Source organism: Nonomuraea glycinis, assembly GCF_014646515.1.
Taxonomy (GTDB): Bacteria; Actinomycetota; Actinomycetes; order Streptosporangiales; family Streptosporangiaceae; genus Nonomuraea; species Nonomuraea glycinis.
This window is the reverse complement of the sequence record NZ_BMNK01000003.1, coordinates 168595-188871: the sequence shown is the minus strand read 5'-3', so window position 1 is coordinate 188871 and position 20277 is coordinate 168595. Positions and strand designations below refer to the sequence as shown.

General features: G+C 69.5%; 21 protein-coding genes. 12 read left to right on the top strand and 9 right to left on the bottom strand.

Going from position 1 to position 20277, the window contains the following annotated elements:
• Positions 1-119: 119 nt before the first annotated feature.
• The 5 genes from tgmC to IEY87_RS10400 all read right to left on the bottom strand — a co-directional run bounded on the left by tgmC (position 120) and on the right by IEY87_RS10400 (position 4374).
• Entirely contained in the window at positions 120-1274 is a 1155-nt protein-coding gene (tgmC, locus tag IEY87_RS10420) for an ATP-grasp peptide maturase system methyltransferase (protein WP_189138350.1), read from the bottom strand.
• Positions 1271-2230, bottom strand: coding sequence for an ATP-grasp ribosomal peptide maturase (tgmB, locus tag IEY87_RS10415; RefSeq protein ID WP_189138349.1), 960 nt, complete (start codon positions 2228-2230; stop codon positions 1271-1273). Before tgmB ends, tgmC begins: the two co-directional genes overlap by 4 nt.
• A 5-nt stretch (positions 2231-2235) precedes the next feature.
• Positions 2236-2535 carry a putative ATP-grasp-modified RiPP gene (gene tgmA / locus IEY87_RS10410; protein WP_225276913.1) on the bottom strand — a complete coding sequence of 100 codons (300 nt, stop codon included), beginning with the start codon at positions 2533-2535 and terminating at the stop codon, positions 2236-2238.
• 152 nt (positions 2536-2687) lie between these two features.
• Positions 2688-3878, bottom strand: a complete 1191-nt coding sequence (locus IEY87_RS10405; RefSeq protein WP_189138347.1) for a helix-turn-helix domain-containing protein — start codon at positions 3876-3878, stop codon at positions 2688-2690.
• A 91-nt stretch (positions 3879-3969) separates the two neighbouring features.
• Complete coding sequence (locus IEY87_RS10400) at positions 3970-4374, bottom strand: ATP-binding protein (protein ID WP_189138346.1); 405 nt, start codon at positions 4372-4374, stop codon at positions 3970-3972.
• A 216-nt stretch (positions 4375-4590) separates the two neighbouring features.
• Here IEY87_RS10400 and IEY87_RS10395 point away from each other — a divergent pair, with 216 nt between their 5' ends.
• From IEY87_RS10395 to IEY87_RS10375, 5 genes are all read left to right on the top strand, one after another.
• Positions 4591-5412: a helix-turn-helix domain-containing protein gene (locus IEY87_RS10395; RefSeq protein ID WP_189138345.1), complete on the top strand. Its 822-nt coding sequence runs from the start codon at positions 4591-4593 to the stop codon at positions 5410-5412.
• On the top strand, positions 5405-5617 hold the full coding sequence (locus IEY87_RS10390) for a DUF397 domain-containing protein (RefSeq protein WP_189138344.1): 213 nt from the start codon (positions 5405-5407) through the stop codon (positions 5615-5617). Before IEY87_RS10395 ends, IEY87_RS10390 begins: the two co-directional genes overlap by 8 nt.
• 183 nt (positions 5618-5800) lie before the next feature.
• On the top strand, positions 5801-6385 hold the full coding sequence (locus IEY87_RS10385) for an RNA polymerase sigma factor (RefSeq protein WP_189138343.1): 585 nt from the start codon (positions 5801-5803) through the stop codon (positions 6383-6385).
• 3 nt (positions 6386-6388) lie between these two features.
• The gene (locus IEY87_RS10380) at positions 6389-7474 is read left to right on the top strand and encodes a hypothetical protein (RefSeq protein ID WP_189138342.1); all 1086 of its coding nucleotides are present in this window, start codon (positions 6389-6391) and stop codon (positions 7472-7474) included.
• Between the two features lie 211 nt (positions 7475-7685).
• Positions 7686-8582 (top strand): LysR family transcriptional regulator, encoded by an 897-nt coding sequence (locus IEY87_RS10375; RefSeq protein WP_189138341.1) that lies wholly within the window; start codon positions 7686-7688, stop codon positions 8580-8582.
• A gap of 16 nt (positions 8583-8598) precedes the next feature.
• On the opposite strand, the gene IEY87_RS10370 is transcribed toward IEY87_RS10375, so the two are convergent.
• Entirely contained in the window at positions 8599-9342 is a 744-nt protein-coding gene (locus IEY87_RS10370; protein ID WP_189138340.1) for an SDR family oxidoreductase, read from the bottom strand.
• 64 nt (positions 9343-9406) lie between these two features.
• Complete coding sequence (locus IEY87_RS10365) at positions 9407-10183, bottom strand: SDR family oxidoreductase (RefSeq protein WP_189138339.1); 777 nt, start codon at positions 10181-10183, stop codon at positions 9407-9409.
• A 221-nt stretch (positions 10184-10404) separates the two neighbouring features.
• Between IEY87_RS10365 and IEY87_RS10360 the strand changes: the two genes are divergently transcribed.
• A complete protein-coding gene (locus IEY87_RS10360) occupies positions 10405-11091 on the top strand; it encodes an SDR family oxidoreductase (protein WP_189138338.1) in 687 nt (228 codons plus the stop codon).
• Between the two features lie 22 nt (positions 11092-11113).
• Here the strand turns inward: IEY87_RS10360 and IEY87_RS10355 are convergent, their stop codons facing one another.
• Positions 11114-11776 (bottom strand): class I SAM-dependent methyltransferase, encoded by a 663-nt coding sequence (locus tag IEY87_RS10355; RefSeq protein WP_189138337.1) that lies wholly within the window; start codon positions 11774-11776, stop codon positions 11114-11116.
• Positions 11777-11837: 61 nt separating this feature from the next.
• On the opposite strand from IEY87_RS10355, the gene IEY87_RS10350 reads away from it, so the two are divergent.
• From IEY87_RS10350 to IEY87_RS10330, 5 genes are all read left to right on the top strand, one after another.
• On the top strand, positions 11838-12491 hold the full coding sequence (locus tag IEY87_RS10350) for a TetR/AcrR family transcriptional regulator (RefSeq protein WP_189138336.1): 654 nt from the start codon (positions 11838-11840) through the stop codon (positions 12489-12491).
• Positions 12492-12531: 40 nt separating this feature from the next.
• Complete coding sequence (locus IEY87_RS10345; RefSeq protein WP_189138335.1) at positions 12532-13701, top strand: allantoate amidohydrolase; 1170 nt, start codon at positions 12532-12534, stop codon at positions 13699-13701.
• Positions 13692-15014 carry a formimidoylglutamate deiminase gene (locus tag IEY87_RS10340; protein WP_189138334.1) on the top strand — a complete coding sequence of 441 codons (1323 nt, stop codon included), beginning with the start codon at positions 13692-13694 and terminating at the stop codon, positions 15012-15014. Before IEY87_RS10345 ends, IEY87_RS10340 begins: the two co-directional genes overlap by 10 nt.
• A gap of 100 nt (positions 15015-15114) precedes the next feature.
• Positions 15115-16263, top strand: coding sequence for an imidazolonepropionase (hutI, locus tag IEY87_RS10335; RefSeq protein ID WP_189138333.1), 1149 nt, complete (start codon positions 15115-15117; stop codon positions 16261-16263).
• A 103-nt stretch (positions 16264-16366) separates the two neighbouring features.
• On the top strand, positions 16367-17308 hold the full coding sequence (locus tag IEY87_RS10330; protein WP_189138332.1) for a sigma-70 family RNA polymerase sigma factor: 942 nt from the start codon (positions 16367-16369) through the stop codon (positions 17306-17308).
• Between the two features lie 216 nt (positions 17309-17524).
• Here the strand turns inward: IEY87_RS10330 and IEY87_RS10325 are convergent, their stop codons facing one another.
• On the bottom strand, positions 17525-18724 hold the full coding sequence (locus tag IEY87_RS10325; RefSeq protein ID WP_189138331.1) for an IS701 family transposase: 1200 nt from the start codon (positions 18722-18724) through the stop codon (positions 17525-17527).
• A gap of 111 nt (positions 18725-18835) precedes the next feature.
• Here IEY87_RS10325 and IEY87_RS10320 point away from each other — a divergent pair, with 111 nt between their 5' ends.
• On the top strand, positions 18836-20263 hold the full coding sequence (locus IEY87_RS10320; protein WP_225276912.1) for an IS1380 family transposase: 1428 nt from the start codon (positions 18836-18838) through the stop codon (positions 20261-20263).
• Positions 20264-20277 lie beyond the last annotated feature (14 nt).

The following is a 20277-nucleotide window of genomic DNA, read 5'->3' as shown; positions in this document are numbered from 1 at the left end:
AGGCCTGGTCGATCTGGCGCCGATGCCACCAACACCGAGCCCGCACCAGCCACTACCGACGCCAAGAAGCAACACTTCACTCGCTATTGGCACGTTCTCGACGGGTCTCAGCGAGGGCGCTAGGCGGGCAGATTCCAGGAAGGACCGTCCGGGTCGCCGAGCCACACCCGTTGGCCCTCGCGCGTCACGGTGAGCCCGAAGTCGGCTTGGTGCGGGCTGCCTGCGTACTGCCAGGTCAGGACCGCATCCTCGACGGCGTGCCAGAGCTTCAGCGGACCGTGCTGCCGCACCAGCCACCCCGCGCCCTTGGGATCGCGGCGCGTGGTGGCCTGGGAGCCGGTGGCGACGTCGAGCAGGATGATCTCATCGCCGAACCCCAGTTTCTCGGCTGACGGCGCGCCGAGCTGGGCGACGAATCGGCCGGTGTGATCATCCAGAATGCCCGGGTCGATCCTGCTCTCCCGCTCGGTGCCGAGCCCGATCACGTACGACGACCGTGGCGGGCGGGCATGGGGCCGGGCGGGCATGAAGGCGAAGTCGTCGGGCAGGAACCGGCCGCTCGCGGTGCCGTCGTCGGCCAGGGTGAGGTGAGCCATCGCGTCACCCGGCATCCACCCGGACAGGGGCGCGGTGATGGTGCCGCCGTCGCGTACCTGCTCCATCCAGGCCAGGGGGATGTACCGCACCGAGCAGGTCGCGATGAGGCGGTCGTACTCGGCGTTCTTGTCGTATCCCGCCAGGCCGTCACCGGCGACGAGCGTGGGCGCGTACCCGGAGTCCTCCAGCGCCAGGCGGGCGCGGAGGGCGGCATGCCGGTCGTACTCGACACTGGTCACCTGACCGTCGCCCAGGCGCTCGCACATGAGCGCCGTCGAGTATCCCGTACCCGTGCCGATCTCCAGGACCTTATCGCCGTCGCTGATGCCTGCCCGTTCGAGCATCATGACGACCATGCTGGGCATCGTCGAGGATGAGGTGGGCGCACCGACGACGGTGGTGCCGGCAGCCTCGGCCGGGATGCCGTCGACCTGCGTGACCCACGTCTCGTCGGCGTAGGCCATCTCCCACCACTCCTCCTCGGGCAGGTGGCTTCGCCGTAGGGAGTGCCAGTGGTCCCCGGCCATCGATTCGTCCCGGTCGAAGACGGCTTCGCCCAGGAACCGCTCGCGCGGTACGGCCTCCACCGCTCGACCCCAACCGGGATCGGTCAGCGCGCCTTCTCGCGCCAGCAGCGCGGCCAGTTCCTCTCGCAGGTGTTCTGGAGTGGTGCTCATGACTCTCCTTTCGCGCGGATCAGCACATCAGCTATGGCGCCGGCGATCTGCTGGGGAATCGGGTCATCGAACCACGCCCATTGACCGTTGGGATTGCACTCCAAGAACACCCATTCGTCCCCGAAGAGGCAGAAGTCGAACGCTCCGAAGACCAGACCAAGTCGGTCCAGGTACGCGCGCATGCTCTTGACGACGGCCGGAGTAGCCTCAATGAGTTGATAGGACAATGAGTCGTAGTGCAGCCGCCAGTCCAGCGCGGGGGAGCCGTCAATGCGTACCGGGAAGACGTGGTCGCCCACCATCGTCACCCGGACGTCGGCCGCCTTCTTCACCTGCTCCTGGAACAAGTGAGCCGCCCCGGTCACCGTCCCGTCCACCTCCTCGGGGTCGATGGGGTGCGCCCAAATGGTCCGCCACTTCCCGTTGTCGGTCTTGAACGGTGTGGACCACAGCGGTTTGAACACCGTGCCGTCCGACCGCGACGCGAAACGACGTACGCTGTCCTGCCGGTTCGTGATCAGTGTGCGCGGGATGGCCAGGCCGCAGGCGGCGGCGGTGGCGAGTTGGAGCGGCTTGTACTCGGCGTCCCGATTGCGGAATGGATGGTTCAGGTAGAACGTGCCAGGAAGGGCCGCCAAGACGCCGCCCAGCCCGTAGCGCGCCTGCTCGGCCGCCCAACTCGCGCTACTGGTGTCCAAATCTGGCGAGGGTCTGTAGGGAGTGGGCTGACGCCAGTAGACGGCGCGCACGCCGGACAGGTCCAGGCGGTGAGTCGGGGTGTCGATCGACCCCGTCATGCCCGAACCATCGAAGTGGGCGGACAGGGCGATCTCGTCGGGGAAGTCAGCGCCGGGGTCGAACCGCACGACCGGGATGCCCCGGCCATGCAGTTCGTCCAGCACCAGGTCAGTGGTCGGGTCATCGAGGCAGGCGACCGCCAGGACGGGTGCTGTCATCGGAATCAGTCCTGTACCCAGTCCTGGGTGCTGTCCGGCTGGCCTGTGGGCGCGCTGGCGCTGCTCCCGTCACCTCCCGGTGGCGCGGTGGGGCTCGCCTTCTGCTTGCTCGTGCCGTGCTTGCCCGCCTCGATCGGCTGGTGGGTGATCGGATCGGTGTAGACGCCCGTCTGCTTCACAGGGTCCAGGTGGACACGGTAGAGAGCGTCACCGCTGTCTCCGCTCTGCTTGGGGAATGGCGCCATCCGGGAAACCCCCCAGGGGCGGGGCCGCGTCGAGGGGCTCGGATCGTGAGTCGCTTGCATGAACTCCTCCATGTCTGTCTGTGAAGGGAATCGTCTGGGTGCGGACCTCGCGGGCCCAAGACAGCACGGTAGGGCGAGAGTGACGAAGCGCGTACAGACAGTGTGTACGGATTGGAAGGCGTCCTGCCGCCGACCCGTACGCCGTGTACGGCTTACTGCTCGAACGCGCTGACCAGATCGCGCAGTGACGACGAAAGCCGCTGGCGGTGATCAACCAGATCATCAACGACAGACCGGGCGAATTCCTGGTGGCGGAACCACTCCAGTGACACGGCCTTGGCTTCGACCGCGGCCTCCTCGGCGGCCTCCCACTTGCGCAACTGCAGCAGGGCGCGGGCATCGTTCAGCCGGTGGCGCCCCCACTGCACCGGCAGCAGGTCTTCCCGCCGGACAGTGGCGCTCGCCTTCAACGCGGCGTCGGGACGGTTCAGCGCGGTCATGACATGCGTCGTCTGCACGCCGACGTGAGAAGGGCCGAAGCTCATCCAATAGTCGTGCCGGTCGACCCCCGCTCTCGCCGCGCCGGCCCTGGCGACACTCAGATACTCCTCGGCCTGCGTACGGTCCCCTCGCGCCCCGCACGCGACGGCGGCGTGCAAAATGAGACCGCCCCAGGCGGTGAGCTGGTTCGGGACCGCCGCCGACATGGTGGGCTCGATCTCCTCGGCCACGCGTACAGCGATCTTCTCGGCCTCCTCCGTACGGCCTTGATGCAGCAACACCCACGAATAGGTCCCGTACAAGGTGGCCAGCCGGTATGGGTCGTCGCCGGTCTGTCCCGCGCTGATCGCCCGCTCGGCCGCGACGGCGGCGGCGTCGTCCCGGCCGGTGTGCACGAGGAGGCGTGCGGCAAGCTGCCAGGCGTGCGCCGATGAGGCCGCCCCGACTGTCCGATCCATGCCGTGCAGCACACGGCACCGGTGGATCAGGTCAGGCAGTTCGGCGGCCAAGACGCCGAACTCGCCGCCGAAGTACGCGTCATACCCCCTCTCGACCCGACGCCACAGCTCAGCCGCGTCGGTCCCCCCTTGGCCGTCCTCCGGGCGCATCTCCAGCAGCAGGTCAGGATTGATCACGGCGTCGCGTACTGCCAGAGACGCGGCGCCCGGCACCGGCTCCAAGTAGGGTCCCTTGCCCGCGATGACTCCAGGATCAACGTCCAGCGCCCGTGCCAACTTGACCATGCTGGACCAGGACATGCCTTTCTTGACGTCTCGTTCCAGAGCGGAGACCAGGTCCACACTGAGCCCGGCACGCTCGGCCAGTTCCGCCTGTTTGTAGCCGCGTCGGAGGCGGAGTCCGCGAACGCGCTGTCCCGGCGTCGTCGGCTTGGTCTGCGGCATGGGGATTACCTCTCACCCGTGGGTTGCCGCCCGCCTTCAGGGTAAACCGTGCGGCCGATGCCGGACGGCCGGTGTTCCCTTTTGCAGGCGTTCATCGAGGCAGGAAAGCCCGCACGATATGGTCACCTGCCGGGCTGCGGCTGGTGTTCCAGTAACCGAGGGTCAGGTCGTCGATGACCCAGAGGCCGCGTCCGTTCTTCTCGTCCACGCTGGGACAGCGAGGTACCGGGACCGACTCGGTCAGCCCTGGGTCCGTCACCGTGAGTTCCCAGTAGCCGGGGGACGGAAGCAGGCTCATCCTGATCCAGGTGGCATGGGCGTGCAGGAGTGCGTTGGTGACCAGTTCGGATGCGATGAGCTGGAGGTCGGGGAGTGCGGGATGCTCGCGGCCCATCCAGGTCGCCAGCTCCCTGCGGGCCAGGCCGGCGAGTAGGCGGGGGTCGTCCAGCTCGCTGACCGACCAGGCATGGGAACCGGCGCATGGGGGATCTGACACGGGTGCTCGCATGGTCACCTCGGGGAGTTGGGGCGTACAGGCTTGACCTGCGAGTACGCACTCGCTGAGACCTGAAGCCTCCGAGCGGTCGGAAGTCCTCACAGCATGTAGTTACGTTCGCCGGCACGCAGCCGGGATTGGGCTTACGATTCCGTACAGTTAGTAGGCGACTCCCGTGTGTAGTGGTACGGGGTCATCGCCCTGGAAAGGGGTGACATGCCGAAAGGCGAACAGGAGTCGAGCAAAGACGCTTGGATGGAGTACGCCCATCGCCTCAAGAAGTTCCGGGTGGAGCACGGGCTGAGTCAGGAGCGGCTCGCGGACCGGGTGCCCTACAGCGAGAGCGCGGTGGGGCACGTCGAGCGGCTCATGCGTAAGCCGAGTGAGGACCTCACCCGTGAGCTGGAGAAGGCGCTGGGGCTCGACGGGCAGCTTATGGAATTGCTTCCGCAGATCCATGGGGTGCTGGGCCCCCGCTGGTTCCGGGAATGGCCGAAAGTGGAGGCGACGGCGCACGCCATCCGGACCTGGGAGCCGATGCTGATCCCCGGCCTTCTGCAGACCGAGGCTTACGCAAGAAAGGTGTTCCTCGGAAGACCAGGAGTCACCGAAGAGGAAGTAGAGAAGGCGGTGCAGTTCCGGATCCACCGGCAAACTGTCTTCAGCCGTCCGGCGCCGCCCATGTATTCGACTCTGATCGACGAGAGCGTTCTTCACCGTCCCGTCGGCGGGGCGCGAGTGATGCGGGAGCAGCTCCAACGGCTCCTTGAAGTGCTCAATCCGCCGTACGTCAGCGTAAGGATCATTCCGCTGAAGGCAGGGCTCACAGTGGGATGTCTCGGTGCGTTCGAGGTGGCTACGCTGCTGGACGGTGGGCTGGATCATGCGTACCTGGAAAGCACCGAAGAGGGACGGGTGACCAATCGCGTCAGGACCGTGCAAGCGCTTATCGTGCGATGGGAAGCCCTATCCAACATGGCCTATCCCGTCGACAGAAGTCGGGAGGCCATTCACGAGGTGATGACGAGTTATGAGTAACGGTCTCCGTACAGGCGTGTGGACCAAAGCTAAAGCGTCCGGCGACAACGGCGGTAGCTGCGTCGAGGTGATGCGGCGGCCGGATGACGGTGTTCTCGTCCGCGACACCAAGGATCAGGGGGAGGGCCCCGTCCTGAGCTTCACCAAGGACGAGTGGCTCGCCTTCCTGGACGGGGCATCCAGCGGGGAGTTCGACCTGTCCTAGACGATGGCCTTCTGGAGGGGTTCGGCCTGGCCGGCTGAGCCCCTTCTCCCGTACATGCTCGTAAGGAGGATCCCCGTACAGGCGGGTACGACCTCTGATCGTCGTCGCCTTCCGGAAAAAACCGCGAACAAGGATGCCCGCATCGGGCAATCAGCGCCGACCCTCATTCGAGAAAGGCGCCGGATGCATGACCCCTCTTCCCTACGGGTGGCCGCGGAGACGGACGACGCGTCGGTCATCGCGAACTCGCGCCACGACCCCGAATGGTTCTCGGTGATCTTCGACCGGTACTTCACCACGATCCACCGTTACGCCGCCGCCCGGCTCGGGCCCGCCGCCGCCGATGACGTGGCCGCGGAGACGTTCCTGGCCGGGTTCGACCAGCGCGGTCGCTACGACCTGACCCGTCCGGAGGCCAAGGCCTGGTTGTACGGCATCGCCACCAACCTCATCAGCCGCCATCGGCGCGACGAACTCCGTCTCTACCGGGCGCTCAGCCGCTCGGTCACCCGCGACGACGTCGAGAGCCACGCGGACCGGGTCACGGACCGGGTGACCGCCGAGCAGCTCAGCCCACGACTGGCGCGCGCTCTGAAGAGGCTGTCCCAGGGTGACCGCGACGCGCTGATGCTCGTCGCCTGCGCCGATCTGAGCTACGCGGAAACGGCCTTCGCCCTGGGCATCCCGATCGGCACCGTCAGCTCCCGGCTGAACCGGGCCAGAGCCAAGCTACGCAAGTCGCTGGGTCACGCGGCGAAGGAGGTCTGAACCATGGAAGAGCTGCACGAGCTGCGCCGCTACCACGACGCGACGCCGGAGCCCGCTCCGGAGACCATCGGCGCGGCCCGGTCGCGCCTGGGTGCGCACATGCGCGGAAGCCGACGGCCGCGGGCCCGCCGGATCCGGCCGATATGGGCGCTGACGCTGGCCGGGGCGGCCACCGCCGCGCTGGTCGTGGCCGTGGCGGTCGTCCCCGGCACCGGGAAGGACTCGCCGGCCCCCCATGCGCACACGCCCACCGCCACCGAGCTACGGCTGCGCCCGGTGGCGAACGTCCAGGACGTGGCCGACAACGCGGCGTTGCTGGCCGACGGCGAGCCCGAATGGGCCGCCGAGCCCACGCAGTGGGGTTACGTGAAGAGCCTGCGCGCCCGGACGCGGACCGGCGGCGGGGAGTGGCTGCGCGGCAGGCCGGCGGCGACGACCACCCACGAGCAATGGCGACGGCTCGACGACAAGGCGTTCGCCACCATCGAGAAGGGCAGGCTCAAGGTCTCCAAGGGGTCGGAGTTCGAGGTGTCGTACTCCTACCTGCTCGCCCTGCCGACCGACGCGGGCCAGTTGCTGGCCCGGATCTACGAGACCGTCGACGCCGAGAACACCAGGAATCGTGCCTCCTTCCTGCGCTCCGCCCAGGAACGGGCGGAGTGGAGGGGCAAGACCCCTGAGGAGGCGAAGCGGCTGGCCGAGGAGTCATTGCCCGACTTCACCTCCCAGCACCGCGACAGGTGGGCGTTCCAGATGATCGCGATGGGCATGCGGGACGCCGCGCTACCGCCCAGGCTTCGAGCCGCCATGTACGGCGCCATGGCCAAGATCCCGGGCGTCCGGTACGAGGCCAAATCCGCCGATCTGCTCAAACGCCGGGGCATCACCCTCTACCACGTCCTGGACGGCTACCTGCGCGACGAGATCTTCGTCAATCCGAAGACCTACGCGTACCTGGGGTACCGCACCATCGTGGTCAAGAACCACAAGGACGGACCTTTCGCCACCATGAAGAAGGGCGAGATCCACAACTGGGACGCCCTGATCAAGGCCGCCGTCGTCGACGAGGCCGGGCAACGGCCCGACTGACGCCGAAACGTCGGTCGGCCCTCGACGCAACCTCCGCACGGGATCCGGGTCATTCTCGCCTCGCTCTCCCTCAGCCGGGACAGCGCGAGAGCGGGAAGCTCTTCTTCGGCACGGACATGGAGTAAACGGGCCGCCTCCCGTGCTGTAACTTGCGCCTACCAGATTACGCAGGGTGGATCACGGTCCATCGCAGGGAGGGGGGCGGGAGCCGATGAGCCTTCGTCAGTACGAGTACGCCCTGGCCGTCGCCGAGGAAGGCTCGGTGACGGCGGCGGCGGAGCTGCTGCACGTCGCTCAACCGTCGGTGTCCCAGCAGATCCGCAGCCTGGAGCAGGAGCTCGGTGTGAGGCTGTTCGCCCGCACGCCGACCGGACTGGTGCCCACCGTGGTCGGCCGCGCGTTCCTGCGGGAGGCGGAGATCGCGGTGAGCGCGTCGCGGCGGGCGCGGGCGACGGCGCGGGCCGGTGCCGACGACCTGGTGGGCGAGCTGGTGGTCGCGGTGCAGATGGGCTTCGGCACCCGGCAGCTGCCCGGCGCGCTGAGCGTGCTGCGTCACCGCTTCCCGCGGCTGGAGGTCACCGTCTTCGAGGAGCCGAGCTCTGTCGAGCTGGAGCGGCTGTGCCGCCGGGGCGTGCTGAACTTCGCCCTGATGGCGGAGTGCGAGCGGTCTCCCGCCGACGCCCACCACCTCGGCGACGAGGAGCTCGTCGTGGTGCTGGCAGCCGGGCACCGGCAGCTCGCCGCGGACCGGGTCGAGCTGCGCGAGCTGGAGGGGGAGCCGTGGGTGAGGTTCGACCGCGACAGCTCGCTCGACGGCGTGCTGCTGAGCGTGCTGCGGGACAATGGGCTGACTCCGACCACGGCCGCCCGCGTGTCCCAGACGGCGACGGCCGTGCGCTGGGCCGCCCACGGGCTGGGGGTGACGCTCGTCCCGGCCTCCGCGGTGCCCCACGGTTACGAGCATCTCGTCCGCCCGGTGTCCCCGGTCATGTCCCAGCCGGTCATCGCCGTGCTCCGGTCCGGCGCGGGCCCGGCGGAGACGGCCCTGCTCGAACTCCTGCGTCAGGAGACCTGGTACGACACCGCCTCCTTCACACCGGTGCCCTGACGGCCGATCAGGAAGCTCAGAGCTGGGTGGCGCCTCCGTCCACGGCGAGCTCGGCGCCGGTGGTGTACGTGGCCTCGAAGGCGAGGAAGGCGGCCGCCCTGGCGACCTCGTCGGGGGTGCCGAAACGCCGCATGGGATTGTTCGCGACCCGCTCCGCCTTGAACTGCTCGGCGGCCTCCGCGGTCATCATGCTCTCGAGAATCCCCGTATCGATGGGACCGGGGCTGATCGCGTTGACCCGGATTCCGCGCGGCAGCAGCTCGCTGGAGAGGCTGCGGGCCATCGAGCGCAGCGCCGCTTTGCCGGCCGCGTAGACGCTGGTGTCCCGCAAGCCGATGACGTTGGCGATCGAGGTGGTGAGGACGACGCCGGCACCCGTGCTCAGCAGCGGGGCGAGCTTCTGCACGGTGAAGTAGGCGCCCTTGACGTTGATCGCGAACAGCTCGTCGTACGCCTCCTCGGTCGTCGACTCGAAGGGCGTGAGGGGGGCGATGCCGGCGTTGACGAACAGGGCCTCGATCGTGCCGAGCTCGCTCTTCACCCGGTCGGCCAGCGCATCCAGGTCGGGCAGTGAGGCCACATCGCCCCGGACGGCCACCGCGTTCGCGCCGAGCCGCTCCCGCGCGGCGTCGAGCGTGTCCTGGGAACGGCCGGTGATCACCACCCGGGCTCCGCCGTCCGCCAGCAGCTTCGCCATCGCGAATCCCATGCCGCTGCCGCCGCCCGTGATGACTACATTCTTGTCGCCGTACTTATCCATGTCAGGGTCTTTCTTTGACTCGGTGCGGAATTCCTTCGGCTGAAACCGGAGCTCTGGAATACCGTCAGCCTCTGGGGAATTCGCCGCCGTCCACGAAAAGGTTGTTCCCGGTCAACCAGCTCGCCCGGTCGGACACGAGGAACAGCACCGCTTCGGCGATGTCGTCGGGCCGGCCGTCGCGCCCCAGCGGCACGGTGGCGGTGGCGGTGGCGGTCTGCCCCGGCGCCGCCTCCAGGCGCGCCCACTGCTCCCGCGTCGCCTCGCCGCCGGGGGTGGCGACCCTGCCAGGGCTCACGGTGTTGACCCGGATCCCGAACGGGGCCAGCTCCAGGGCCAGTCCCCGGCTGTAGTTCTCCAGTGCCGCCTTCGCCGCCGTGTAGTGCAGGAACGGCGCCACCGAGGTGGGGACCGCGGCCGAGGAAATGTGCACGATCATCCCCGAGCGCCGGTCCCGCATCCCCGGTGTCAGCAGCGAGTCCAGCCGCACCGACGCCAGGTAGTTCAGGTCCAGCGAGTCCTGCCACTCCTCGTCGGGGATGGCCGCGCTGCCCTGGTACGGTCGCCCCCCGCCCGCGTTGTGGACCAGGATGTCCACCCCGCCGAGCTCCTTCTGCGCGGCCGTGGCGAGCGCCTCCGCGCCGGCCCGTGTCCGTACGTCGGCCGCCACGAAGGCGGCCCCTTCCGGCACGGTGCTCGTCGCCGACCTGGCGGTCGTGAGCACCTCGGCCCCGGCGTCCAGGAGCCGGCGCACGATGGCCGCTCCGATGCCACGAGAGCCACCCGTGACCAGGGCCCGCTTTCCCGCGAGTTCTCGCGTTCCCGATCCGTTTTCGATGGTCATGCCACTCGTCCTTTCCATCATGTGTCAGTCGGCTCGACGGAAGAATGAATCGACGTGCGCAGAGCGCTGATTTTCCGAGAAAGCGCGGTGAGCACCTCGTCGAGCTGTTTCACGCTACGTCCGGGAAAGAACGAGAAGCAAAGACCAAATGTCAGTAGGCGCCATAGGAAATCCCTATGGCGCCCGGCCGGGAGGATCGCCGGCCATGAGAGGCTTTGGGGATGATCGAACGACCTACGGCCCTGGTCACGGGGGCTTCTCGCGGGGTGGGGGCGGCCGTCGCCCGTGCCTTCGCGCCGACCCACCACGTCATCCTCGGCGGACGCGACGAGCAGGCGCTGGCCGCGCTGGCCGCCGAGTTGCCCGACGCGCGGCCCTGGCAGGTGGAGCTGACCGAGGTGACCGAGGCGGACGTGGCCGGCATCGAGCGGCTGGACGTGCTCGTGCACAACGCCGGCATGACCACGCTCGGCAAGATCGGCGACCTGCCCGCCTCGGTGTGGCGGGACACGATGGCGCTCAACCTGTTCGCCGTCGCCGAGCTGACCCGGCTGGTCCTGCCCGCGCTCAGGCGGGCAGGCGGCCACGTGATCTGCGTCAACTCCGGCGCCGGGCTGCGGGCCAACCCCGGGTGGGGAGCGTACGCCGCCAGCAAGTTCGCGCTGCGGGCCTTCGCCGACGCGCTGCGGCAGGAGGAGCCGGACCTCCGCGTGACGTCGGTGCACCCCGGCAGGGTGGACACCGACATGCAGCGGAGCGTACGCGCGCAGGAGGGGGCGGCGTACGAGCCGGATCGCTACCTCCAGGCCGACAGCGTGGCCCGCGCCGTGCTCGCCGCCGTCAACGCCGGCCCCGACGCCCACCTCACCGACCTCACCCTCAGGCCGAGCGCGGGCCCTGTCGGGTAGGGAGACCCGCCACCGAAGATCGCTAGGCGTCGCGTCGCAGCGTGAACCAGAAGGTCGGTACCGAGTTGGTGCCCGGGGTGACGTCGAGCAGTTCCCAGCCGGCGAACCTGGCGTGGAGTTCGTCGGCTGTGACGCCCGCCGCCCACGACGCGACCTCGGGCACCGGATTGCCGACCGGCTCGGGGCCGTACCCGAACATCAGCAACCGTGCTCCGGGAGCGGCGCGCTGGGTGAGCCCGGCGGCGTAGGCGTCGCGGCGGTGCGGCGGGATCCCGCAGTAGCAGCTCAGGTCGAAGAACAGGTCGAAGGGCCCGGGGACGTCCAGCTCGTCGAGGCGGGTGGCGTCTCCGTGCAGCAGTCGTACCGTCACCCCCGCCGCCTCGGCCCGCTCCCTGGCCCGGTCGACGGCGCGGTCGATCAGGTCGACGGCGGCCACCTCCCAACCGTGCCGGGCGAGGTAGATGGCGTTGGTCCCCGTGCCGCAGCCGAGTTCGAGAGCGCGGCCGGGCGGCACCGCGTCGTGCCCCTCCACCAGGGTGATGAGCTCGGGCGGCGTCACGCCGGTGTCCCACGGCGGCTTGCCGGCGCGGTAATAGCGCTCCAGCGCCCGGTGAACGGACTCCTCCTCCTGGTCCCGCGGAGTTGCGGCCGGGTCCGACCTTTGGGCGGTGCCGGGCTGATCCATCGTGTCCTCCAAGAATTTAGAGTTGAACTCTAGTGATGAACTCTAGATATATACTCGCATCATGGACAGGGTCAAACGGCCGGACAAGCGAGCCGAGCGCGCACGCCTCACCCGGGAAAAGGTCGTCGAGGCGGCTCGCGAGCTGTTCGTCGCGCAGGGGTACGGGGCGACGAACCTGCAAGAAGTCGCGGACCGGGCGGGCGTGGCCGTACAGACGATCTACTTCGTCTTCCGTAACAAGCGCACGCTGTTCAAGGACGTCGTCGATACGGCCATCGCCGGGGACGCCGAGCCGGTCGCCACCATGGACCGTGAGTGGTTCCGCGCCGCGTGCGCCGAGCCCACCGCGGCCGGGCAACTGCGCGCGCACGTCCGCGGCACCCGCGAGATCCTGGGCCGGGTCGCCCCGATCATGTCGCTGATCTCGGCCGCCACGGCCACCGACCCGGAGATCGCCGCGCAGTGGCCCGACGGTCCCGACCCGCGATACACCGTGCAGCACGCGGCTGCCGAAGCCCTGGCCGGCAAGCCCGACGCCCGTCCCGGCGTGTCGGTCGAGATGGCGGCGGACCTGCTGTTCGGCCTGCTCAGCCCGGAGCTTTACCTGATCTTCGTCCGCGACCGCGACTGGTCGCCGGACACGTGGGAAGAGTGGGCCCGCACCGCTCTGACCTCCCAGCTCTGCGCCGACCAGGGCGGACGGCGCGCCGACTGATTGAGCCCTGTGAATGGATCCATTCACTACAGTGAGACTCATGCTTGAGGAACTCGCGCGCACAGGTCGGGACCCCGCAACCAATGGCTACCTCAGAGACGCCTGGTCTCCGCCGGAGCTCGAACTGCGCGAGTGGTTCGCGGGTGAGGCCGCGCGTAGAGGGCTGGACCTGCGGGAGGACCGTAACGGCAACCTGTGGGCCTGGTGGGGTGACCCGGCGCGCGAGCCTGGCGTGGTCACGGGCAGCCACCTAGATTCCGTACGGCAGGGCGGAGCCTACGACGGTCCCTTGGGGGTGGTGTCGGCCTTCGCAGCCCTCGATGTCCTGAAAAATCGGGACTTCAGGCCGAACAGGCCGCTCGGCGTCGCCTGCTTCACCGACGAGGAGGGCGCCCGGTTCGGGGTGCCGTGTGTCGGGTCGCGGCTGCTCACCGGGATGCTCACGCCCGAGCGGGCGCTGACGCTGAAGGACGACGAGGGCGACACCCTGGCCGACGTCCTCACCAAGGCCGGCCGCGACCCGCGCGGCCTGGGCCGCGACGACGAGACCCTCGCCCAGGTCGCCACGTTCGTGGAGCTGCACGTGGAGCAGGGCAAGGGTCTGGTACGCCTCGACAGGCCGGTGGGCGTGGCCCAGGCGATCTGGCCGCACGGGCGTTGGCGGTTCGACTTCCACGGCCGGGCCGACCACGCGGGCACCACCCGGCTGCCGGACCGCGACGACCCGATGCTGCCGTTCGCCCGCCTGGTGCTGGCCGCCCGCGACGCCGCGTCCCGGCGCGACATCGTCGCCACGATCGGCAAGGTGCGCGTCTCACCCAACAACGCCAACGCGGTGCCCGGCCTGGTGTCGGCCTGGCTCGACGCCCGCGGCCCCGACGAGACGGACGTCCGCGCCCTGGTGGAGGAACTACGCCCCTTGGCCGCCGGAGCGGTGAGCGAGGAGTCGTGGACGCCGGTCGTGGACTTCGATCACGGGCTGCGGGAGCGGCTGGCCGCCGTCGTGGGCGGCGACAAGCCCGCGCCGATCCTGCCCACCGGCGCCGGGCACGACGCCGGCATCCTGGCCGCCGCGGGCGTCCCGAGCGCCATGCTGTTCGTGCGCAACCCCACCGGCGTGTCCCACTCCCCGGAGGAGCACGCCGAGCAGGCAGACTGCCAGGCGGGAGTCGTCGCACTCGCGAGTGTGCTGGAGGAGCTGTGCCGCTGACCTACTGGTGCGAACAGGCCTGGCTGCCCGACGGCGTCGCCGACAGCGTGCTGGTGACGATCGACGGCACCCGGATCGTCGAGGTCGTGCAGGGCGAGCCGGGCGGGGCGCGCCGCCTGCCGGGACTCACCCTCCCGGGCCTGGCCAACGCCCACTCGCACGCCTTCCACCGGGCACTGCGGGGCACGACGCAGGTGGGCAGTGGCGACTTCTGGACGTGGCGCGACCGGATGTACGAGGTGGCGGCGCGGCTCGACCCCGACGCCTACTTCGCCCTGGCCAGGGCCACCTACGCCGAGATGGCGCTGGCCGGGGTCACCTGCGTGGGGGAGTTCCACTACCTGCACCACGCGCCGGGCGGCACCCCGTACGACGATGCCAACACCATGGGCCACGTGCTGGTGCGGGCCGCCCGCGAGGCGGGGCTGCGGATCGCGCTGATCGACGCCTGTTACGTCTCCGGCGGCCCCGGCACGCCGCTGGCCGGGGCGCAGCTGCGGTTCGGCGACGGGGACGCCGAGCAGTGGGCGGTGCGGGCCGAGGAACTGGCCGCCGCCTACCGGGGCGAACCGGACGTGGAGATCGGCGCGGCCATCCACTCGGTCCGGGCGGTGCCGGCCGAGCAGATGCCGGTGATCGCGGAGTTCTCCCGCCGGCACGCCGCCCCGCTGCACGCGCACGTCTCCGAGCAGCGGGCCGAGAACACCGCGTGCGTGGAGACGTACGCGGCCACCCCCGTGCGGGTGCTGCACGAGCATGGCGTGCTCGGGCCGCGCTCGACCGCGGTGCACGCCACCCACCTGTCCGAGGTCGACATCGAGCTGCTCGGTCAGTCCGGCACCCACGTGTGCATGTGCCCCACCACCGAGCGCGACCTGGCCGACGGCATTGGACCCGCCAGAACGTTGTACGACCGCGGCTCGGCGATGACGCTCGGCTCCGACAGTCACGCCGTGATCGACCTGTTCGAGGAGGCCCGCGCGGTCGAGCTGAACGAGCGGCTGGCCAGCGAGCGGCGCGGCCACTGGAGCGCCGCCGAGCTGCTGCGCGCCGCCACCGTCGCCGGTCACCTCTCCCTCGGCTTCCCCGACGCCGGCCAGCTCCTGCCCGGCGCGTGGGCCGACCTGGTCACCGTACGCCTGGACTCGGTACGTACGGCGGGCGCGGCCGGGCTGGAGGCGGTGGCGTTCGCGGCGACGGCGGCCGACGTGCACTCGGTGATCTCCGGCGGCCGCCAGGTGGTCAGCGAGGGACGCCACGACCTGGGCGACGTCGGAGCCATGCTGACCGAGGCGACCCGGCGAGCACGCTGACGCGCACGATGACGATGGGCGGGACGCCACGCGCGGTGACGATGGGCGCGATGGCGGGCAGGATGATCACGGCGGCGAGGGGCGGAAGAGTGGGGACTGGATGACCAGCATGGTGATCGACGGCATCGGGGTGCTCTACACCGGGGACCCGGAGCGCGCGGAGATCGAGGACGCGGCCCTGGTCGTCGAGGACGGTCTCGTTGCCTGGACGGGACCGTCGGCCGAGGCGCCGCAGGCCGACCGGAGGATGGCGGCAGGCGGCCGGGCGGTGATTCCCGGCTTCGTGGACAGCCACGCGCACCTGGTGTTCGCCGGGGACCGGACGGCCGAGTTCCAGGCCCGCATGTCCGGCCAGGCCTACACCGGAGGCGGCATCCGCACCACGGTCGCCGCCACCCGGCAGGCGGGCGACGCCGAGCTGGCCACCCGCGCCGCCGCCCTGGTACGGGAGATGCTCGCCCAGGGCACCACCACCGTGGAGATCAAGAGCGGCTACGGCCTGACCGTCGAGGACGAGCGGCGCTGCCTGGAGATCGCCACCACCCTCACTGACGAGACCACCTTCCTGGGCGCGCACGTGGTGCCCTCGGGGATGGCCGCCGACGACTACGTACGGCTCGTCGCCGGCGAGATGCTCCAGGCGTGCGCCCCGTACGCGAAATGGGTGGACGTCTTCTGCGAGCGCGGCGCGTTCGACGGCGACCAGACGCGAGAGATCCTGCGGGCCGGGATCGACGCCGGGCTGCAGGCCCGGGTGCACGCCGGCCAGCTCGGCGAAGGCCCTGGGGTGCGCATCGCGTGCGAGCTCGGCGCGGCCTCGGCCGACCACTGCACCCACCTCACCCCGGCCGACGTCGACGCGCTGGCCTCGTCGGGCACCGTCGCGACGCTGCTGCCGGGGGCGGAGTTCTCCACGCGTTCGCCGTACCCGGACGCCAGGAAACTGATCGACGCGGGGGTGACGGTGGCGCTGGCCACCGACTGCAACCCGGGGTCGTCGTACACCTCGTCCATGCCCTTCTGCGTCGCGCTCGCCGTACGTGAGATGGGGATGACGCCGCTGGAGGCGATCAGGGCCGCCACCTACGGCGGGGCGCGCGCGTTGCGCAGGACCGACGTAGGCTGGTTGCGTCCCGGCGCCCGCGCCGACCTCGTCGTCCTCGACGCTCCCAGCTACGTTCACCTGGCCTATCGCCCCGGCGTTCCCCTTGTTCACCAGGTGTTTCAGCGCGGTCTCCTCCTTGAGTAGGACACCCAGAACCCTCCGCTGGTCGTAGGCCTTTAGGGAATCTTTGCTTCTGGTCAGATGTTGGCGGGATAAGAACGCAGCTGCGGGAACGAGGTGCCTGGGGATGGCAAGGCCTACGGGGAGTCGCGGAAGCGAGCAGCACGTCGCTGACCGAGATCTGCTGGGGACGTACCTGTCGGAGATCGGCAGAGTTCCGTTGCTCACTGCGGAGCAGGAGGTGGAGCTTGCCAAACGGATCGAGGCGGGACTCTTCGCCGAACAGCTGCTCGACAGTGGGGGCTCGGAGCCGCGCATGGGGGATGCCGCGGACGAGGAGCTGGAGAGGCTGGCCATTTCGGGCCAGCGGGCGAAGGACGAGTTCATCCAGGCCAACCTGCGCCTGGTCGTAGCGGTGGCCCGCAAATACTCGGGGCGCGGGATGCCGCTGATCGACCTGGTCCAAGAGGGCAACCTGGGGCTGGTCCGCGCGGTGGAGAAGTTCGACTACAAGCGGGGCTACAAGTTCTCCACCTACGCCACCTGGTGGATCCGGCAGTCGGTCGGCCGGGCGATCCACGAGCAGGCCAGGCCGGTGCGGCTGCCCACGCACGCCGGGGAGCAGATGACCCGGCTGATGCGGGTGCGCCGCGACATGCTGGCCGAGCTCGACGTCGAGCCCACCGACGAGGAGCTCGCGGCGCTGCTGGAGCTGCCGATCGAGCGGGTCAAGGAGCTGCGCCGCTGGGCGTCCGACCCGGTCTCGCTGCAGCTCGGCGTCGGTGACGAGGACGAGACCGAGCTGGGTGACATGATCGCCGACGACACGTGGGCCGATCCTGAGCAGCAGGCGATCGACATCCTGGAGCGCGAGCGGCTCGACCAGTGGCTGACCGACCTGGAGGGCGACACGCGCGACATGCTGCGCTGGCGCTACGGGCTGGTGGACGGCCGCGAGCACACGCTCACCGAGGTGGGCGAGCGCTACGGCATCGGCCGCGACCGCGCCCGCCGCATCGAGCGCGACGCCCTGGCCCGCCTCCGCAGAATGGCCGACGCCGCCGCCTGACCCGCGTCGCGCGGGCCACTGAGAGATTCAGGGTGTACGCGAAGACCCCCTCCGGTTGCGGAGGGGGTCTTCGCGTCAGGATCTAGTACTACAGCCTGATTTCGTGATGTTTTAGCCAGCGTCTCCAGTAGTTGCTGCTCCGGGCACGGGTTTGGTGTTCTCGGCGGCGGGTTGACCAAGCCAGTGCGAAGTCGATCGGGCGGGTGGTGGCCGTGGTCAGGTGTGCCAGGAGACGCCGGATCTCCGCGGGTGTGAGGCGGACCAGGCCGCTTGGGCTTTTGGGGCGTGAGCTGCGGTGACGGCCAGGTAGGCGTGGGCGAGCATGGCGAGGGTGATGTGGCGGTGCCAGGCATCGAAGCGCCGGACCTGGTAGTGATCCAGGCCGGTCTCGTTCTTGGCCGCTTGGAAGCATTCCTCGATCGCCCAGCGGGCCCCGGCCACGCGGATCAGCTCCTCCAGCGGTGTTCCGGCCGGCCCGTGGCACAGGTAGTAGGCGATCTCCCGTTCGCCCTTGGCATTGGGAACCAACGAGCGCCGGGCCAACAGCCAGCGTTGATAGCCGGGCTCGGTCTCGAAATGCACGGTGGCCAGCGCCCAGTCGTACAGCCGGGGTCCTTTGGCGCCCGGCCCGCACGACAGGCGCTTCCACGCCTCGGGCGGCGCGCCGGCGACCAAGGTGTCGGCCCGCTTGTCCCCCTCGCGAAGACTCATCGCCACGATCTGGTTCTTCGGAACGGCCACCACGTAGCCCACTCCGCGTTGTTCCAGGAAACGCCGGAATTTGGAGTCCATGCCATATGCCTCATCAGCGGTCGCCCACGACACCGGCACACCCGCGTCCAACGCCTGGGCGAGCATCTGCCGGGCCAGCGCCGGTTTGGTAGCGAAGTCCACCTCATCCGGGATGCCGGCCTCCCGACGGCGAGGCCGATCCTCCATCCAGGACTTCGGTAGGTACAGCTCCGCGTCGATCAACGTCCGGCCCAGCGGAGAGGCGTAGGCGAGAAACACTCCGAGCTGGCAGTTCTCCGTCCGGCCCGCTGTCCCGGAGTACTGGCGCTGCACCCCGGCGGACTTGGTGCCCTTCTTGAGGAACCCGGTCTCATCCACGATCAGCACCGCATCGCGGTGACCGAGGTTCTCCACCACATAGGCCCGCAGATCCGCCCGCACCTGGCGGGCATCCCACCGGGCATGGTTCAACAGCCGCTGCATCCGATCCGGGGTGACATCCCCGGCAGCCTCGGCCAACTGCCAGCCGGTCTTCCGCTCCACCGGAGCCAACAACCCCATCACATAGGCACGAGCCTGCCTGCGCGGTTCCACCCGACCGAACCGGGCCGCCACCCGTCCGAACAGCGCATCCAGCCCCGCAACCCAGGCCTGTAAGTCGCTCGACGTCACTTCATCAACCATGACTTCAGCTTAAATCACAAAGTATGACTGTAGTACTAGCCTCGGGCTTTCACCGTGAATTTTCGTGAGGTCTGATCGTTCACATAAGAAAAGTGCCTTTGAGCTGGGAGGATGGGGCTTGTCGAGAGTCCTGTCCACACCAGATCAGAAGGCACTTTCCAAGTGAAGAGTATCGCTTCGCGCGGCAAGATCACCGCATCGGCTGACGCTGCCGGGCTCCTCTCCCACGCGGGTGCCCTGCTGCTCCTGCATACGCTGCGTGTCACCGGCCTGGACCGGGTTCTGTCCGCGCAGCTGGAGCGCTGGCGGCCTGAGCGCGCGGTGCACGACCCCGGCAAGATCGTGGCCGACCTGGCCGTCAGCCTCGCCCTGGGCGGGGACTGCCTGGCCGATATCGCCGTGCTGCGAGCCCAGCCCGACCTGTTCGGTCCCGTCGCCTCCGACCCGACCGTCTCCCGGCTGATCGACCGGCTCGCCCGCGATGAGGCCAAGGCGCTCAACGCCCTGCGCACGGCGCGAGCCCTGGCCCGCGAACGTGCCTGGGACCTAGCCGGAACGAGGGCACCGGGCAGTGACGGCGAGCTGATCCCCCTCGACCTCGACGCCACCATCGTCATCGCCCACTCCGACAAAGAACACGCCGCACCGACCTGGAAGCACACCTTCGGCTTCCACCCGATGACGGTCTTCGCCGACCACGGCCCGCAAGGCTCCGGTGAACCGCTGGCCATCGTGCTCAGGGCGGGCAACGCCGGCTCCAACACCGCCGCCGACCACATCGAAGCCACCCGCCTGGCCCTGGCCCAGCTCCCCAAACACCGCCGCCGGCAGGTGCTGATCCGCACCGACTCCGGCGGCGGCACCCACGAGTTCCTCACCTGGCTGGCCAAGCCAGGCCGCCGATTGTCGTACTCCATCGGGTTCACCCTGACTGAGCAGGTGCAGCAGGCCGTCTTGCGCCTGCCCAAGAGCGCGTGGACCCCCGCCTACGACGCCGACCGGCAGGTCCGGCCCGGCGCCTGGGTCGCCGAACTGACCGGGCTGCTGGACCTGACCGGCTGGCCGAAAGGGATGCGGGTCATCGCCCGCAAGGAACGCCCGCACCCCGGCGCCCAACTGCGCTTCACCGACGTCGATGGCAACCGCGTCACCTGCTTCGTCACCAACACCAAGCAAGGCCAGCTCGCCGACCTGGAACTACGCCACCGCCGCCGCGCCCGCGCCGAAGACCGCATCCGCTGCGCCAAGGACACCGGCCTGCGGAATCTGCCGCTGCACCACTTCACCCGCAACCAGATCTGGTGCGAACTCGTCGCGCTGGCCTGCGAACTCCTGGCCTGGATGCAACTGCTCGCCCTGGCCGGCACCGCCGCCCGCACCTACGAGCCCAAACGCCTGCGCCTGCGACTGTTCGCGGTGGCCGGACGGCTGGTGCGCGGTGGTCGCCGCCTGCGCCTGCGCATCGCCGCCCGATGGCCCTGGGCCCGCGACATCCTCACCGCCCTGACCCGCCTGCAAGCCCTGCCGGCCCCGACCTGACCAGCCACAAGCTG

Excerpts from the sequence above, each read along its gene's own strand:
- tgmC (WP_189138350.1), bottom strand. The coding sequence starts at position 1,274 with ATGAGCACCACTCCAGAACACCTGCGAGAGGAACTGGCCGCGCTGCTG.
- tgmB (WP_189138349.1), bottom strand. The coding sequence starts at position 2,230 with ATGACAGCACCCGTCCTGGCGGTCGCCTGCCTCGATGACCCGACCACT.
- tgmA (WP_225276913.1), bottom strand. The coding sequence starts at position 2,535 with ATGCAAGCGACTCACGATCCGAGCCCCTCGACGCGGCCCCGCCCCTGG.
- IEY87_RS10405 (WP_189138347.1), bottom strand. The coding sequence starts at position 3,878 with ATGCCGCAGACCAAGCCGACGACGCCGGGACAGCGCGTTCGCGGACTC.
- IEY87_RS10395 (WP_189138345.1), top strand. The coding sequence starts at position 4,591 with ATGCCGAAAGGCGAACAGGAGTCGAGCAAAGACGCTTGGATGGAGTAC.
- IEY87_RS10390 (WP_189138344.1), top strand. The coding sequence starts at position 5,405 with ATGAGTAACGGTCTCCGTACAGGCGTGTGGACCAAAGCTAAAGCGTCC.
- IEY87_RS10385 (WP_189138343.1), top strand. The coding sequence starts at position 5,801 with ATGCATGACCCCTCTTCCCTACGGGTGGCCGCGGAGACGGACGACGCG.
- IEY87_RS10380 (WP_189138342.1), top strand. The coding sequence starts at position 6,389 with ATGGAAGAGCTGCACGAGCTGCGCCGCTACCACGACGCGACGCCGGAG.
- IEY87_RS10375 (WP_189138341.1), top strand. The coding sequence starts at position 7,686 with ATGAGCCTTCGTCAGTACGAGTACGCCCTGGCCGTCGCCGAGGAAGGC.
- IEY87_RS10370 (WP_189138340.1), bottom strand. The coding sequence starts at position 9,342 with ATGGATAAGTACGGCGACAAGAATGTAGTCATCACGGGCGGCGGCAGC.
- IEY87_RS10365 (WP_189138339.1), bottom strand. The coding sequence starts at position 10,183 with ATGACCATCGAAAACGGATCGGGAACGCGAGAACTCGCGGGAAAGCGG.
- IEY87_RS10360 (WP_189138338.1), top strand. The coding sequence starts at position 10,405 with ATGATCGAACGACCTACGGCCCTGGTCACGGGGGCTTCTCGCGGGGTG.
- IEY87_RS10355 (WP_189138337.1), bottom strand. The coding sequence starts at position 11,776 with ATGGATCAGCCCGGCACCGCCCAAAGGTCGGACCCGGCCGCAACTCCG.
- IEY87_RS10350 (WP_189138336.1), top strand. The coding sequence starts at position 11,838 with ATGGACAGGGTCAAACGGCCGGACAAGCGAGCCGAGCGCGCACGCCTC.
- IEY87_RS10345 (WP_189138335.1), top strand. The coding sequence starts at position 12,532 with ATGCTTGAGGAACTCGCGCGCACAGGTCGGGACCCCGCAACCAATGGC.
- hutI (WP_189138333.1), top strand. The coding sequence starts at position 15,115 with ATGACCAGCATGGTGATCGACGGCATCGGGGTGCTCTACACCGGGGAC.
- IEY87_RS10330 (WP_189138332.1), top strand. The coding sequence starts at position 16,367 with ATGGCAAGGCCTACGGGGAGTCGCGGAAGCGAGCAGCACGTCGCTGAC.
- IEY87_RS10325 (WP_189138331.1), bottom strand. The coding sequence starts at position 18,724 with ATGGTTGATGAAGTGACGTCGAGCGACTTACAGGCCTGGGTTGCGGGG.
- IEY87_RS10320 (WP_225276912.1), top strand. The coding sequence starts at position 18,836 with ATGGGGCTTGTCGAGAGTCCTGTCCACACCAGATCAGAAGGCACTTTC.